The following is a 14,483-nucleotide window of genomic DNA, read 5'->3' on the forward strand; positions in this document are numbered from 1 at the left end:
GAACGGTAATGGCAGCAGGAAAAATTATACAAATCATCGGTGCGGTGATTGACGTTGAATTCCCACAAGATGCAGTGCCAAAAGTTTACGATGCATTGAAAGTTGAATCGGGTTTAACCCTTGAAGTTCAACAACAATTAGGTGGTGGTGTTGTACGTTGTATCGCAATGGGTACATCCGACGGTTTAAAACGTGGTTTAAGCGTAACTAATACGGGAAATCCTATCTCTGTACCGGTAGGTACTAAAACCTTAGGCCGTATTATGAATGTGTTAGGCGAACCTATTGATGAACAAGGTCCTATCGGTGCTGAAGAAGAATGGGCAATCCATCGTCAGGCACCAAGCTACGAAGATCAATCCAACAGTACGGAGTTATTGGAAACCGGTATCAAAGTTATCGACTTGATTTGTCCGTTTGCGAAAGGCGGTAAAGTGGGTCTGTTCGGTGGTGCGGGTGTGGGTAAAACCGTTAATATGATGGAGTTAATCCGTAACATCGCGATTGAACACAGTGGTTATTCCGTATTCGCCGGTGTAGGTGAACGTACTCGAGAAGGTAACGACTTCTATCATGAAATGACAGAATCCAACGTATTGGATAAAGTATCTTTAGTGTACGGTCAAATGAATGAGCCACCGGGTAACCGTTTACGCGTTGCATTAACCGGTTTAACAATGGCAGAAAAATTCCGTGATGAAGGTCGTGATGTATTATTCTTCGTGGATAATATTTATCGTTATACCCTTGCAGGTACAGAAGTATCCGCATTGTTAGGCCGTATGCCGTCAGCGGTAGGTTATCAGCCGACATTGGCGGAAGAAATGGGTGTGTTGCAAGAACGTATCACATCAACTAAAACCGGTTCTATCACTTCCGTTCAAGCGGTTTACGTACCGGCGGATGACTTAACCGACCCATCTCCGGCTACAACCTTTGCTCACTTGGATTCAACAGTAGTATTGAGCCGTCAAATTGCGTCATTAGGTATCTATCCGGCGGTTGACCCGTTAGATTCTACATCTCGCCAATTAGACCCGTTAGTTGTAGGTCAAGAACATTATGATGTAGCACGGGGTGTACAAGGTATTTTGCAACGTTATAAAGAATTGAAAGATATTATCGCAATCCTTGGTATGGACGAATTATCCGAAGACGATAAATTAGTGGTAGCACGTGCACGTAAAATCGAACGTTTCTTATCACAACCATTCTTCGTTGCCGAAGTATTTACCGGATCACCGGGTAAATACGTATCATTAAAAGATACTATCCGTGGTTTCAAAGGTATTTTAGACGGTGAATACGACCATATTCCGGAACAAGCGTTCTATATGGTCGGTTCAATTGAAGAAGTGCTAGAAAAAGCCAACAAAATGTAATCACTTCAAGAACTGATTACCAGATAACTTGAAGGAGAATAATATGGCAACATTTAACTTAACTGTGGTAAGTGCTGAAGAAAAAATCTTCGAAGGCGTTGTAAACAATGTACAGGCGACAGGTACGGAAGGTGAATTGGGTATTTTACCCGGACATACTCCGTTACTAACCGGTATAAAACCTGGGATTGTAAAATTTACTTTGGAAAACGGTAGCGAAGATGTTATTTATGTTTCCGGTGGATTTTTAGAAGTACAGCCGAACATTGTTACCGTGCTGGCTGATGTGGCAATTCGCGGTTCCGAATTGGATCAAAATCGTATTTTGGAAGCGAAACGCAAAGCGGAAGAAAATATCGTGGCACATCATTCGGATGCGAATCACGAATTACTGGCAGCCAAACTTTCCAAAGAACTTGCTAAACTTCGTGCTTATGAATTGACAGAAAAATTAGTGAAATCAAAACGCTAAAATTTTTCTGTAAGAGTATTTATAATCGGTCATTGGTGAAGCTAACGTTAAAAAAATCGTTGTTTTTTGTGACCGCACTTTGAATTTATCAAAGTGATCTGCTCCCCAGAATCTGGACAGATAATTTAACTTAAATATTGAGCCCTGTAATCTACAGGGCTCAATTTTTTTGTAAGGATTGATAATCAGGTTACTGCTTTTCAATGATTACTTTAATATCTTCCGGAGGTGCGTAATAAGGGGCTGATGTAATAAATAACGCTATCCCTAATTTCGCGTAATCAGCGATATTATTTTTATTGACGCCACCGGCAACTGAGATAGTTATCTTTTTTTGTGATGCAGCTAAGAGCGCTAGAGCTTGTCTTACTTGTGCCGGTGAAAATTTGTCTAATTGAATAATATCAGGTTCGGCAATGAGCATTGCTTCAAATTGTGCTAAATTATCTGCTTCCAATGTCACTTTATTTTCTGGCGCTTCTCGTTTTAGTGTGGCGACAATATGTTGCCAATCTTCAGGTTTATCGAGCAAGTGACGATGATTTGTAAAGACAAGTAATGTTTCACTAATTCCTTGTCGATGAATATGACCGCCCGCAGCGAGTACGGCATTAGTGGCAAGCTTTCTCGTATTCGGAATACTTTTACGTGTGCAAGCGACAACTGCATTTGGGTTAATTGCTTTGGCCGTTGCGATCATCTCTGATGTATATTGTGCGACTCCACAAGACCATTCTAAGATAAGTTGTATGACTTTCCATGCTTGATGGAGCTGATCTGCGCATGCTTCTGCGCTAATTAGTAAGTCTCCCGCTTTGACTATGTCACCTTCATTTACATAAATATGAGGTCGGATACCTAGCTTTTGCAGTAATTTTTCTGCAATGTGAATACCTGCTACAATGCCTGCTGTTTTACGTTTAAATAAAATCCTCGCAGCTACATGCTCAATTCCTAAAGCATGAGTCGTGAGATCGCCACGGTAAATATCTTCAAGTAAAAAGTCATCAAGTTCTTTATCTGAAAAATAAATCATAGTAAGTTCCTTTTTGAGTTAAATCAGTTTACCTTTACATAATTGAATTTGTTGATCTGCAAAATAATCGGCTTCTTTGGGTTCATGTGTGACTAACAGAGTGGTAATTTTTTCTGCCTGAATTAATTTCTTAAGCACTATCCAAATATGTTGTCTGGTTTCCCAGTCAAGTGATGAAAACGGTTCATCAAGCAGTAATACATCGGGAGGATTGATTAATGCTCTAGCAAGTGCCGCACGCTGTTGTTCACCGCCTGAAAGCTGATGTGGATAACGATCAATCAAGTGATCAATGTTTAATTTAGCAAGTAACTGTAGTTGTTCGGAACGAAGTGCGGTTGGTTTTGCTAACGTTAAGTTACCCGCAACCGTTTTATGCGGAAACAAGTATAGTCTTTGATTGAGATAGCGACAGCTACGTTGCCAAGGTGGGATTTGCTTGAGATTTTTTTGAGCTAATTCAATTTCACCCTGATAATCAATATAGCCGGCAATGGTATTGAGTAATGTTGTTTTCCCGCTGCCGGATTGTCCAATGATAGCGATACATTCACCTTTATTAAGGTATAAATGGATATTTTGAAGAATACCTGCATATAATTGTGTAATTCTTAACATACTAAATGTTCCGATTAATTGTACGTAGTAAAAACAGTAAGCAGGCTGAAATAAACAATAGCCATAGCGAGGCACCAATTGCAATTTCGAAATCACCACTTGCAATATTAAGATAAACAGCCATCGGTAATGTTTCTGTTTTAAAGCGGGTTGCTCCCGCTAACATCAGCGTTGCACCAAATTCACCAATGGCGCGTGACCAAGCAAGGATCGCGCCACAAAGGATAGGTCTCCAACACATAGGAAGTTCAATGCTGATTAAGGTTTTTAATGGAGATAAACCGAGATTATATGCGGTGAGACGATAACCTGAATCTAATGTAGAAAAGGTACCGCGTGCATGACGTAATATAATGGAACTTGCGATATAAGTTTGCGCAATCACAATTCCGGTCGGACTGAAAATCCATTGGCTGACGATAGGTATAAGTTGGCTAACAATGCCTTGCGAATTAAATAACAGGAGTAAACTGAGTCCTGTTACTAGCGGTGGCAAGACCATTGGTAAATCAAGTGCCGTATCAATAAACTTTTGAAAAGGTAACCGCACTTGGCTCATTACCCAGGCAGAAGGGATGGCTATCATTAGTGCAAGTATAAGCGATATAATCGATGTTCCTAATGACATCATCAACGCAAAATGTAATTCCGGATCGGTTAAAATAATTCCGAAAAAATGAGTATCAAGTTGACTGATTAAGGAAAATATAGCACCTGTTACCACGAATAATAAGAGAGCAAGAGGCACTAATGCTAACTTTAAACTTGTGCTCTTACTTAATAGGTAGGAAGCCTTCATCAGTAAAATATTTCACACCTTGTTCGGATTTGAAGAAATCGAGAAGCTGTTTTGCTTCAGCCGGATGTTGATTAGAAGAAAGCAGCGCTATTGTGACTTTTTCTTCTGGTGTGCCTGCCGGATTTGGAAGTATATCTACTTTATCACGTATTTTCCAAGCGCCGGCACGCCCAACAACGGCTGCATCAACATCGCCATTTAATAGGTAAAGCATCAATTGTTTGACTGTTGCCGCTTTTACAACCACTTTGTCATTTAATGCTTTTTGGTATCCGGAGCGTTCAAAGATTTTTTCTGCACCTTTACCCAGTGCCATAGCTTTACTATCTCCAATACCTAAACGTAACCGACTTTCCGCAAGCGCTTGAAAAGAATGAATACCTGCGCTTTTATCTTTACGAATTGCCATAACAGGAATATGTAGCACTAATTGGGCAGATGCTTTGACTTCTCCTGTTTTCTCCAGTTTTTCAACATAATCATTTGAGCCCGGCAAATAAAGATCGCCTGTTTTAACCGCATTATAACGAGCTAATAATTGACCTGAGCCGCCGTATTCAATGGTAACTTTATGTCCCGTTTGTTGCTCAAATTGTTTCACAATCTTTTCTACGGGTTCTTTAAGCCCTACACCGGCATAAAGATATAAATCAGCAGCTTGTACTGATAAGGTAGTCGTGATGGATATAATTAATGTGATAAGTTTTTTCATTATGTTCTCCTTGATAACGCTAAAGTGACTATATTATATCATTGTATAGTTTATAATATAACGATTTTAACGCTATTTCTACAACTAATGTCATGCTCTAATTTCTAGTAATATTTCACCTTTTCAAGAATCCTATTTAAACTCATTATTTGAATTGTTTCTGTTTTTTTCACCAAATAATCCCCATAGTATTACAAGGGCAAATATAAAATGTATCGTAGAAGAGGATAGGGTTAAGCCAATGGATACGATCACGGCAGCAAGTGATGCAGCAAGATAAATAACCATTCTGCTGATGACTGAAGCATGAGCAATCTGTTTTTTCTCCAAGCCTTGATAGAGGTTTGACATAGGTAAAATCGTCAAAATACCAAGACCGTAACCTCGTAATAACATCAATAAAGCCGTAATGGAAATTGTGTTAATTGCTAAAGGCAAAGCTAATATAAGTGATGAGATTAAGGTTAATCCGCTACAAAAGATAAGTATTTGATGATCAGTATAACGTGTTGATAATTTTGCTAGCATTTGTCGGGAAATTAATGTGCCTATGCCTTGTAAAGCCAGCAAACCACCAACTGTAATAGCCGGGAGACCGCTTTGAATAAATAGAATGGGGTAAAATACAATTCCTCCATAATAAAGTAAGCTACTTTGAAATAATAAACTTATTTGATAGCGAAAGTGCAATATATGGAACAGGTTAAGATTAATTGCAGCTTCAGCTTTCTTTTTTTGGTGATAGTAAAACAGCAGACCAATGAGCAAACCACCTCCGATTCCTAATCCGTTATAGAATGTTTGAAAATGGTTAAGATTATAAACCGTTAAACAAAGCGCCGATATAATCATTAATAGTCCGCTAATATCTGCTTTACTTTGATTTGTTGGATGGTAGTCTGGTAAGTGAATCCAAGATAAAATCCAAGCCAATATACAAAGTGGCATTTGTAACCAAAATAGCCATTGCCAGCTGTAATAATCTAAAATCAAACCTGCGATTAAAGGGGCAATGATCGGGGCGATAACCGTAGGTACAGACATCATTGCTAACGCTGATCTTGTTTTTTCTGCACCGACAGATTGTACAACAATGATTTGCATTGTTGGTAACATTAAACCAGTAGCGGCTCCTTGCATTATTCTTGCTGTAATTAACCAACCGAGAGCAGCAGATAAACCAGCAAGTAATATTCCGCTACAAAATAACATTAACCCAATAAGCCAGACCCGTTTTGTTCCAATGCTCTCCGTTAAGAATGCGGCTAGAGGAACAGTACATACTGCCGCTAATCCATAGGATGAAATGATCCATTGGCTATACGTTAAATCCGAATTAAATTCACGGTTAATTACTGTTAGCGCTACATTAACTAGGGTTGTATCCAGCAATGGAAGTACAATCCCCAGTATTAATAAATACATTAAATGTTTGTCGGATTTATTTAGCATATTAACTCCCAATCTATTTCATTATTTTTTAACATATTAATGCTCTAAGTTATGCTATTCTTACGAAGATAAATCAAAAATTATCGAAAAGAGGTCAATATGTCTGAAAAAATTATTCTTCCGCCAATGGATTTTCCGATTCAGCTCAGTGAAAGTTATCCTGTAAAAGTGATTTTTAGGCGACATATTGCTCAAAATCATGTATGCCAACATAGCCATCCTTGGGCACAGCTGATTTTTACCGAACAAGGTGTAGTGAGAATATGGAGTGAAAATACGGTTTTTACCTTGCCACCGCATTATGCTGTGTATATACCGGCAAATACACCGCATTCTGTCGATATAATAGAAAGTGCCGATCTGTATGTCGTTTGCTTATCAGCTCTTAATGAATCATTACGATGCTACAGTATATTTGTTCGTCCATTACTTAAAGCGCTTCTGATGTCGTTAACGCAGGAACAACATCATAATGACGAGTATTATGCGTTAACAATGCCATTAATTTTGTATGAAATCCGCTATGCACCTCAATTTAGTCTTGGAATAATGATGCCAAAAGATAAACGTTTATATCATTGTTGTGAAAAACTGCTAAAGCAACCAGATCTTCAACAAACACTCGCCGATCTGACTTTACAAGCCGGAGCGAGTATTAGTACATTACAACGGCTTTTTAAACGGGAACTTCATTGCAGTTTTTCAACGTGGCGAAAACAAGCGTTACTTTCTCAAGCGATTGTTTTGTTTGAAAAAGGAGAAAGCCTTAGCCAAATTGCATTAGCGCTTGGTTATAAAGGTCAGAGTGCATTTTCTTATATGTTCAGGCAGTTGCTTGGAATGCCACCGCGTCAATTTTTTACTTGGCGGATACAAGAGAATAAAAAATAAACTTAACATAAGGATAGCGATTTAAAATTTTAGATAAACAGAGAAAATTTATTAAAAAATCAATCAATTGAATATTGAGCAAAGATTATCAATAAAAAAGCCAAGAAAAGTGCGGTCGGTTTTTACTAAGATTTTGTAGAAAACAATATGATGTTGAATCTGACCGCACTTTATTGGGCAACAACGCTATAATAAAATACCCTGATTAATGGTGGTTGTGTGGCTTATCTAACTTATATTCCGTGTGGATCTTCATTGCAGAAAAGAAGGCAGTAAGGGTCAATATCGCCCCTAAACCCACCGCTAATTTAAAGCCATTCAACATTGCCGATTGCGGATCGGCGGCGGAAAGTTGCTCGCCAAGTTGGGTGATACCGATAAAAAACGCCACGCCCAATGCCCCGGCAATCGGCATTAGCATACCGATAATTGCCGTGCCGTGCGGGTTTTGTGTGGTGGATAAATGGTTCAGTCCGTGGGTTTCGCCCGTTACCGCCGCTGACACGGACACCGCAAACAAGGCGAAGACGGCGGCGAGCCAATAAGGCGACGTTTCCGCCCCGATCAGCCACCATAGCCCCGCCATTGATCCTGCCATTATCGCTGCCCCCAATAATAAAATCGGGCGACCGCCTTTTTTATCCAAAATCACGCCAAAAATGGGGGCGAAAGCCGCTTCGGCAATGCTGGCAGGCAACAGCACTAAGCCGGTTATCGTTGCCGAAAGCAGCAGCACTTGTTGGCTGTACATCGGCAACAGCAATTCCAAGCCTAAGAACAGAAAATAAGCGATAAACAAGATGATAATCGCATAGCGGAATTGCTTCACGCCAAGCACCGATAAGTCCAACAACGGCGTTTTTAAACGATATTGGCGGCGGACAAACAGGGCGATTAAGCCGATAGAGATCGCCAGCAACGTGGCAAATACTACCGGTGGCAGCTCGGCAAATTGACTGGCGGCATAAACCAAGCCGCCAAAGCCGAGAATGGAAAGCAGAGCGGACAGGCTATCTATCGGCGGGCGGGTAATCTCCATTAAATTATGTTTTAAGGTGAGGACGATCATCAGCATCGCCGCCAACACCAACGGCACAGTCGCTAAAAACAGATACCGCCAGCCGAGTTGATCGACAATCACCCCTGATAACGTTGGGCCGATGGCAGGGGCAACGGTGAAAATCACCGCCACTAAACTCATCGCCCGCCCCCGTTGTTGCGGCGGGAAGATTACCAAAATAGCGTTAATCAGCAACGGCATCGATAGGGCGGCGGCTAACGCCTGAATCAGTCGCCCGCCGAGCAACATCGGAAAATTCACTGCCGCCGCACAAATCAGCGATCCCAGCAGGAAAATGCCCAGTGTCAGCAAGGTCATCGTTTTGGTTTTAAACCATTGCAGCACCGCTGCCGTCAGCGGCGAAAACGCCCCCATTACCAACAAAAAACCGGTGGCAAGCCACTGAATATCCTGCTTGGAAACGGTAAATTCCGTCATCAGCGTGCTTAACGCTACATTGAGCAAGGTTTCGTTCAGATAACCTAAAAATGCCGTAATAAACAGGGCAGCCACCACGGTTTTGGTCGGAAAATCGGACTGTTGGGAAAAATAGTGGGGTTGGTTCATTATTGCTTTCCTTTTATCGATTTTTCTATTTCAATAAACTCTCTGATTTCACCAAAGCTCGCACGCTGGCTAGATAATCTCGTTCTACTTGAGTCAGTGTTTTGCTTTGGTATTTTCGATATTCGGTTTCGACTTTATCGCTCATCTGCCGGAGAGAAATGCTGCCCGTATGCGTGAGTAGCTGTTCTCCTGTGGCGGTCAGGATACCATCTATATGGTTAATCCAATCCTGCATAGTCATTGGAGTTTCCCGCTCGGCTTGGCGTTCGGCAAAATCAAGATAACCGGAAACCAGCTGATTCAAGCCTTTCAGCTCTTTTTCAGAGAGATAGTTCTTTGCAGTCTTAGCTTCTTGCAGAGTAGGCAGTTCGCCTTTGAAGGTGGTCAGCCCCATAAAATCCTGCTCGCTATCGACCCGTTCATAGACCAATTCTGCGGCGGTATGCTGATGAATAGCATAATGCATTTTGTTTTGTACCGTGGCAAAAAACTGTTTGGCAGCTTGGCTGCTGCCGTCGTAATCCTGACTGGTAGCAAAGAGATCGAGTAGCTGACGGTAAAAAACCTTTTCACTGCTGCGAATATCTCGAATCCGCTCCAGCAGTTCTTTAAAATATCCACCGCCGCCCAAGTTTTTCAGACGGCTGTCATCCATCGCAAAGCCTTTAATCAGATACTCTTTCAGCACGTTGCCGGCATAGTGGCGAAATTGCGCACCACGCACTGAACGTACCCGATAGCCGATGGCTAAAATCATATCCAAATTATAGTAAGTGACCGGTTTTGTTTGCGTTTTTTCTTTTATTGCCCCGTGCCGCGTGGTTGTCAACTGATAGTTGACAACCACTTCAGGCTGTAGCTCGCCATCATCAAATATCGCCTTAATATGCTTACTGATATTCTGCTTGCTGGTTTGAAACAAGGTGGCAATTTCCGCCTGATTCAACCATACCGTGCCGTCCTGCAAATGTAATTCAATCGCTGCTTTGCCGTCTTCGGTATTGTAAATGATCATTTGACTACGCATTGTTTTCCTTATTATCGTTTGATTTTTCAACGATTTTAGCAAAAATGATGAATGAAGTCTTTTTGCTAGAATCACTTTTATTTTCAGGCGGTTTTTGTCATATGTAAATAACTTCCCTAAACCAACCGCTTGCTAGTCGGCAAATTGCTCTTTCAAAAAACCGATAAAGGCTTCGACTTTTGCCGGCAGTAATCGGGTGGCGGTTAAAATATAAACCGGTACGGGCGGGCTGTGCCAGTCGGGGAGCAGGGGGCAGAGTTGGGCTTGCTCGGTATAAAATCGGGCGGTGCGATGGGGCAATAGGGCAATGCCTAAGCCTTGTATGGCAAGCTGTTCCAGCATTCCCAAACTGTTGGTGCGGTATTGCCCTTGCAGTTGCAGGCTGTGGCTTTCATTGCCGTTTGACAGCTGCCATTCTGCCGTGCGGAACAGTAATACCTGATGATCGGGCAGCTCCCTTGGTGTTTGCGGTTCGCCCCGTTTGGCGATATAACTTGGGGAAGCATACAAACCGCCGTCAAATGTTGTTAGCTTGCGGCTGATAAGGTTGGAATTTGGCTGCTCGCCGATGCGAATCACCAAATCGAACGGCTCGCTAATGAGATCGACATTGCGGGGCGTTACATCAAATTCAATCTGCAACTGCGGATAGCGGCGTTGAAATTCGGGCAGCAGCGGCACGATAAAACGGTTGGCAAAGTCCACCGGTAGCGACATTCGCAATACGCTGCTTAAATTTTCCAGCAGATCGCCCAGTTGCTGATGGGCAAGACGGGCTTCTTCGACAATTTTCGCCGCCCGTTCAAAATAGATTTGTCCGGCTTCGGTAAGCTCCAGTTTGCGGGTGGTGCGATTAAGCAGCCGCAGCCCTAAATGTTGTTCTAACTGATTGATTTTATGGGAAAGAGTGGATTTCGGCACGCCACAAGTTTCCGCCACTTTGGTAAAACTTTTGGCTTTGACCACTTCCACAAACCAGCCCATTTCATTTAAAAATTGCAAAATTTCCCCCTTTTTTAACTGCTTGCCTAGGTAGCCATTATCCCAAATAGCAAACAATCTTTCCAATTTTTCTATCTTTATCCCAAAAATAACACTAATTATAATGACCGCACTTTACTCACAAAAGGACAACACAATGAAATTATTTGAATCTGCCAAATTAGGCAACTTAACCTTAAAAAACCGAATGACTATGGCGGCGATGACCCGTAGCCGTGCCGATGCACAAGGCGTGCCAACGGCGATAATGGCGGAATATTACGCTCAACGGGCATCGGCAGGGCTGATTTTATCGGAAGCGATCAATATTTCTTCGGCAGCAAAAGGCAGCCCGCTCACGCCGGGGCTTTATACGGAAGCACAAATTGCCGGCTGGAAAAAGGTTACCGATGCGGTTCACGCCAACGGCGGCTTGATTTTCGCTCAACTCTGGCACACCGGACGAGTGGCTCATTCTATCGAGCGTAGCGGCGAGCTGCCGGTTGCACCGTCTGCCGTTAAAATTGAAGGAATGCAGCATTTTACTTCACAAGGAATGCAGGATTTTGAAACGCCAAAAGCCTTGAGCGTGGCGGAGATTAAGCAAACCATTGCGGACTATGCCCAAGCTGCAAAAAATGCCATTGCCGCCGGCTTTGACGGCGTAGAGTTTCACGCCGCAAACGGGTATTTACCGAATCAATTTTTAGCCGAAAGCAGCAACCGCCGTGATGATGAATACGGCGGTTCAATTGAAAATAACATTCGCTTTGTGGTGGAAGCGATGCAGGCGATTATTGCAGCGGTGGGCGGCGAGAAAGTCGGCATTAAACTTGGGCCGTTGCACCCTTACGCCGGCATTGCCTTTGATGACCCGATTGCCACTTATCAAGCCCTGTTTAACGAACTTAACCGCTTGGATTTCGCCTTTGTCGAACTAATGAAACGCGCCCCAATGTTCCCATTACTGCCGCATTATCCGCAAGATGATGAAATTGAGCTTTTCGGCAAAATGACCAACAAAACACTTATCGCCAATACCGGCTATCTGCGGGACACTGCCGAAGCCGAGCTGCAAAAAGGCATTGCGACATTCGTTTCTTTCGGCTCAAGCTACCTTGCCAACCCCGATTTACCACACCGCTTTGCCCAAAATGCCCCGCTCAACGCTCCCGACCGTGCCACAATGTTCGGCGGCGGCGAACAGGGGTATATTGATTATCCAACCTTAGCTTAAACGAAGATCAAGCGGTTGATTTTACAGAAAATTTTGCAATGTAGGGGTAACCCCGTACGGTTGAGTACGGGTAAAAATATGAAAGGTTGAACAATCGGTTAAGAACAACGGCACTAACCCAAAGGCAACCCACGTTTTGCCACAATTTCTTTCATCACTAAGGTAGAACTCAGTCGTAGGATATTCGGCAGTGTAGCAAGTTTTTTATCATAGAGTGTTTGAAAGGCGGCTAAATTTTCACAGACGATTTGTAGCATATAATCGGGCTTGCCGAATAATCGTTGTGCCTGAATGATTTGCGGAATATCGTGCAATGCATTCTCAAAGGCTTGTAATTGGGGCAACGTTACTTCCCGAATTTCTACAAACACAATCGCTGAAAAATGCAGCCCGACTTTTTCGGGATTAACATTGGCTTGATAATCACAGATAACGCCATTTTGTTCCAATAATTTTAATCGGCGTTGGCAAGGCGATAAGCTAATGCCGATTTTATCGCTTAGTTCTGTGAGAGAAATTCGCCCATTTTGTTGTAATTCAGCAAGAATTTTTCGATCAAAGCTATCCATCGTTAAAAATATTCTCAAAATAAAGCAAATTTTAGCAAAATCCGCAAACCTATTTCAATGCCGGTTTTTTATAATAGGCTCATCAACAGGTGCAAAAATAGGGGAAAGAGAATGACAACATTAATGATGGGCTTTTGGGTTTTATCGTTTACATTGGTTTTAGTACCGGGGGCGGATTGGGCATATTTGCTGACCGCCGGTGTCGCAGGCAAGGTTCGTTGGGCATTGTTAGGAATGTTATTGGGCTATTTACTGGTGATCTTTTGCGTGATGACCGGTATTGGTGCGTTAATTGCCGCCGAACCTTTACTATTAAATGGATTAACGTTTCTCGGGGCGGCATATCTGTTGTGGCTAAGTTGGCAGGTGTTAAAAACGCCGGCAACCGTTGGCGAAAATACGGCGGCACAACAAACGCCGCGGCAATGGATCGCCAAAGGCATTGCCGTCAGCGGTTTAAATCCGAAAGTGTTGTTAATGTTTATCGCCTTAATGCCACCGTTTTTAAGCTCACAGGCGGCACTTTCTATTCCGGTTCAAATTTTGTTGTTAGGGCTTATCCATATTGCTAACTGTGCTTTGGTTTATCCCTTGGTGGCTGTCGGTATTGGGCTAACCTTACGCCGCCGTCCACAGTATGCAAGATGGATCACCCGTTTCGCCGGTGCGGCAATGCTGTTGCTGGCAGTGTCTTTGATAACAGAAAACCTGTTGCAATATCAAATGGGATAGCCTCAGTAATAATGCGATATATAAACCAAGACTAATCACTCGGCTTTCCCACATTTCTCTACTAAAAAATCAATCAACACCCCGACCCGTTTCGCTTTTTGACTGCCTTTAGCGTAGTAGAGATAAAGCGGCGGCGAGTTGAGCCAATGCTGCGGCAGCACCGGTACTAATTCGGCGTAGTCGGCTCGCTGCTCGGCAACTTTTGTGAATAATCGCCCTAAGCCGACCGCTTGTTTAATGCCGTCCGCCACTACGTCAATATCATTGGTAATCAACGGCATTGGCATTGTGATCGTCAATGGTTGCCCGTTGTTTTGCAGGGTAAGTTGGGCGACTTGGTTAGCGGTGGTAAAACGGTAGCCGATTAAGCGGTGGGCGGTTAAATCTTGCAGGCTTTGCGGCGTACCGTGCTGTGCCAGATAATCGGCTGCGGCATATAAACCGAGTTGCATTGGCGGCAGCAACTGACGGGCGATGTACTGTTCACCAAGCCTGTCGCCAAAGCGAATCCCCACATCGAAACCGTCTGTGATCATATCGTCAAGATTTTCACTGATGTCGATTTCCAGCTGAATATCGGGATAGCGGCGGTAAAAGTCGGCAAAGTGCGGCCGTAAAATCAGATAATAAGCGAAACGGGCAACGCTTATCCGCACCGCACCGGTGGTTGCTCTTTAAGGGCTTTGACCCCTTCCAAAGCATAATCCAGCGAGCTGACCAAATATTTGGTGTCGTCATATAGCCGTTGCCCCGCTTCCGTTAGCGTCATTTTTCGGGTGCTGCGTTGAAACAGCGGCAAGCCGATATGCTGCTCCAATAATTTCAAGGCTTGGCTGATACTGGGCGATGCAATGCCGAGCAAACGGCTTGCCCCGATTATGCTGCCTGCCGCCACAATAGCGTGGAAAATGTTTAACTGCCCAAAGGTTGAACTCTGCATATTCTTTG

The 14,483-nt window shown here is 43.1% G+C and carries 16 protein-coding genes; 5 read left to right on the forward strand and 11 right to left on the reverse strand.

All coding sequences use genetic code 11. The features are described 5' to 3' along the window. Positions 1-8 precede the first annotated feature (8 nt). Together atpD and EDC44_RS01650 are read left to right on the forward strand one after the other, a co-directional pair. Positions 9-1,382 (forward strand): F0F1 ATP synthase subunit beta, encoded by a 1,374-nt coding sequence (gene atpD, locus EDC44_RS01645; RefSeq protein ID WP_131974730.1) that lies wholly within the window; start codon positions 9-11, stop codon positions 1,380-1,382. Between the two features lie 43 nt (positions 1,383-1,425). Beyond that, complete coding sequence (locus EDC44_RS01650) at positions 1,426-1,854, forward strand: F0F1 ATP synthase subunit epsilon (RefSeq protein ID WP_131974732.1); 429 nt, start codon at positions 1,426-1,428, stop codon at positions 1,852-1,854. Positions 1,855-2,044: 190 nt separating this feature from the next. Here the strand turns inward: EDC44_RS01650 and modD are convergent, their stop codons facing one another. The 5 genes from modD to EDC44_RS01675 all read right to left on the reverse strand — a co-directional run bounded on the left by modD (position 2,045) and on the right by EDC44_RS01675 (position 6,471). Next, entirely contained in the window at positions 2,045-2,890 is an 846-nt protein-coding gene (modD, locus tag EDC44_RS01655) for a ModD protein (RefSeq protein ID WP_131974734.1), read from the reverse strand. A gap of 18 nt (positions 2,891-2,908) precedes the next feature. After that, positions 2,909-3,508 (reverse strand): ABC transporter ATP-binding protein, encoded by a 600-nt coding sequence (locus EDC44_RS01660; protein ID WP_131974736.1) that lies wholly within the window; start codon positions 3,506-3,508, stop codon positions 2,909-2,911. Position 3,509: 1 nt separating this feature from the next. Continuing rightward, complete coding sequence (locus tag EDC44_RS01665; RefSeq protein ID WP_131974738.1) at positions 3,510-4,307, reverse strand: ABC transporter permease; 798 nt, start codon at positions 4,305-4,307, stop codon at positions 3,510-3,512. Beyond that, on the reverse strand, positions 4,282-5,019 hold the full coding sequence (gene modA / locus EDC44_RS01670) for a molybdate ABC transporter substrate-binding protein (protein ID WP_131974740.1): 738 nt from the start codon (positions 5,017-5,019) through the stop codon (positions 4,282-4,284). Before modA ends, EDC44_RS01665 begins: the two co-directional genes overlap by 26 nt. A gap of 132 nt (positions 5,020-5,151) precedes the next feature. Continuing rightward, positions 5,152-6,471, reverse strand: coding sequence for an MFS transporter (locus tag EDC44_RS01675; protein WP_131974742.1), 1,320 nt, complete (start codon positions 6,469-6,471; stop codon positions 5,152-5,154). A 99-nt stretch (positions 6,472-6,570) separates the two neighbouring features. On the opposite strand from EDC44_RS01675, the gene EDC44_RS01680 reads away from it, so the two are divergent. Beyond that, positions 6,571-7,362: a helix-turn-helix transcriptional regulator gene (locus tag EDC44_RS01680; protein WP_131974744.1), complete on the forward strand. Its 792-nt coding sequence runs from the start codon at positions 6,571-6,573 to the stop codon at positions 7,360-7,362. A 205-nt stretch (positions 7,363-7,567) separates the two neighbouring features. On the opposite strand, the gene EDC44_RS01685 is transcribed toward EDC44_RS01680, so the two are convergent. The 3 genes from EDC44_RS01685 to EDC44_RS01695 form a co-directional block, all read right to left on the reverse strand. Continuing rightward, the gene (locus EDC44_RS01685) at positions 7,568-8,989 is read right to left on the reverse strand and encodes an MFS transporter (protein WP_131974746.1); all 1,422 of its coding nucleotides are present in this window, start codon (positions 8,987-8,989) and stop codon (positions 7,568-7,570) included. 25 nt (positions 8,990-9,014) lie between these two features. After that, complete coding sequence (locus EDC44_RS01690) at positions 9,015-10,016, reverse strand: virulence RhuM family protein (RefSeq protein WP_131974748.1); 1,002 nt, start codon at positions 10,014-10,016, stop codon at positions 9,015-9,017. 132 nt (positions 10,017-10,148) lie between these two features. Beyond that, a complete protein-coding gene (locus EDC44_RS01695; RefSeq protein ID WP_131974750.1) occupies positions 10,149-11,018 on the reverse strand; it encodes a LysR family transcriptional regulator in 870 nt (289 codons plus the stop codon). A 136-nt stretch (positions 11,019-11,154) separates the two neighbouring features. Between EDC44_RS01695 and EDC44_RS01700 the strand changes: the two genes are divergently transcribed. After that, positions 11,155-12,234, forward strand: coding sequence for an alkene reductase (locus EDC44_RS01700; protein WP_131974752.1), 1,080 nt, complete (start codon positions 11,155-11,157; stop codon positions 12,232-12,234). A gap of 113 nt (positions 12,235-12,347) precedes the next feature. Here EDC44_RS01700 and EDC44_RS01705 read toward each other — a convergent pair whose 3' ends face one another. Beyond that, the gene (locus EDC44_RS01705) at positions 12,348-12,803 is read right to left on the reverse strand and encodes an Lrp/AsnC family transcriptional regulator (protein WP_131974754.1); all 456 of its coding nucleotides are present in this window, start codon (positions 12,801-12,803) and stop codon (positions 12,348-12,350) included. A gap of 111 nt (positions 12,804-12,914) precedes the next feature. Here EDC44_RS01705 and EDC44_RS01710 point away from each other — a divergent pair, with 111 nt between their 5' ends. Then, a complete protein-coding gene (locus EDC44_RS01710; RefSeq protein ID WP_131974756.1) occupies positions 12,915-13,535 on the forward strand; it encodes a LysE family translocator in 621 nt (206 codons plus the stop codon). A gap of 35 nt (positions 13,536-13,570) precedes the next feature. Here the strand turns inward: EDC44_RS01710 and EDC44_RS01715 are convergent, their stop codons facing one another. Together EDC44_RS01715 and EDC44_RS13130 are read right to left on the reverse strand one after the other, a co-directional pair. Next, positions 13,571-14,191 carry a LysR substrate-binding domain-containing protein gene (locus EDC44_RS01715; protein ID WP_243647874.1) on the reverse strand — a complete coding sequence of 207 codons (621 nt, stop codon included), beginning with the start codon at positions 14,189-14,191 and terminating at the stop codon, positions 13,571-13,573. Further along, the gene (locus EDC44_RS13130) at positions 14,182-14,475 is read right to left on the reverse strand and encodes a LysR family transcriptional regulator (protein ID WP_243647875.1); all 294 of its coding nucleotides are present in this window, start codon (positions 14,473-14,475) and stop codon (positions 14,182-14,184) included. The genes EDC44_RS01715 and EDC44_RS13130 overlap by 10 nt, the downstream gene beginning before the upstream one ends. Positions 14,476-14,483: the final 8 nt, after the last annotated feature.

Source organism: Cricetibacter osteomyelitidis (assembly GCF_004340985.1).
Lineage (GTDB): Bacteria > Pseudomonadota > Gammaproteobacteria > Enterobacterales > Pasteurellaceae > Cricetibacter > Cricetibacter osteomyelitidis.

Bases quoted from the DNA above. Each gene is read 5' to 3' on its own strand.
- EDC44_RS01665 (WP_131974738.1), bottom strand. From the start codon at position 4,307: ATGAAGGCTTCCTACCTATTAAGTAAGAGCACAAGTTTAAAGTTAGCA.
- EDC44_RS01705 (WP_131974754.1), bottom strand. From the start codon at position 12,803: ATGGATAGCTTTGATCGAAAAATTCTTGCTGAATTACAACAAAATGGG.
- EDC44_RS01685 (WP_131974746.1), bottom strand. From the start codon at position 8,989: ATGAACCAACCCCACTATTTTTCCCAACAGTCCGATTTTCCGACCAAA.
- EDC44_RS01675 (WP_131974742.1), bottom strand. From the start codon at position 6,471: ATGCTAAATAAATCCGACAAACATTTAATGTATTTATTAATACTGGGG.
- EDC44_RS01710 (WP_131974756.1), top strand. From the start codon at position 12,915: ATGACAACATTAATGATGGGCTTTTGGGTTTTATCGTTTACATTGGTT.
- modD (WP_131974734.1), bottom strand. From the start codon at position 2,890: ATGATTTATTTTTCAGATAAAGAACTTGATGACTTTTTACTTGAAGAT.
- atpD (WP_131974730.1), top strand. From the start codon at position 9: ATGGCAGCAGGAAAAATTATACAAATCATCGGTGCGGTGATTGACGTT.
- modA (WP_131974740.1), bottom strand. From the start codon at position 5,019: ATGAAAAAACTTATCACATTAATTATATCCATCACGACTACCTTATCA.
- EDC44_RS01690 (WP_131974748.1), bottom strand. From the start codon at position 10,016: ATGCGTAGTCAAATGATCATTTACAATACCGAAGACGGCAAAGCAGCG.
- EDC44_RS01660 (WP_131974736.1), bottom strand. From the start codon at position 3,508: ATGTTAAGAATTACACAATTATATGCAGGTATTCTTCAAAATATCCAT.
- EDC44_RS01680 (WP_131974744.1), top strand. From the start codon at position 6,571: ATGTCTGAAAAAATTATTCTTCCGCCAATGGATTTTCCGATTCAGCTC.
- EDC44_RS01650 (WP_131974732.1), top strand. From the start codon at position 1,426: ATGGCAACATTTAACTTAACTGTGGTAAGTGCTGAAGAAAAAATCTTC.
- EDC44_RS01700 (WP_131974752.1), top strand. From the start codon at position 11,155: ATGAAATTATTTGAATCTGCCAAATTAGGCAACTTAACCTTAAAAAAC.
- EDC44_RS13130 (WP_243647875.1), bottom strand. From the start codon at position 14,475: ATGCAGAGTTCAACCTTTGGGCAGTTAAACATTTTCCACGCTATTGTG.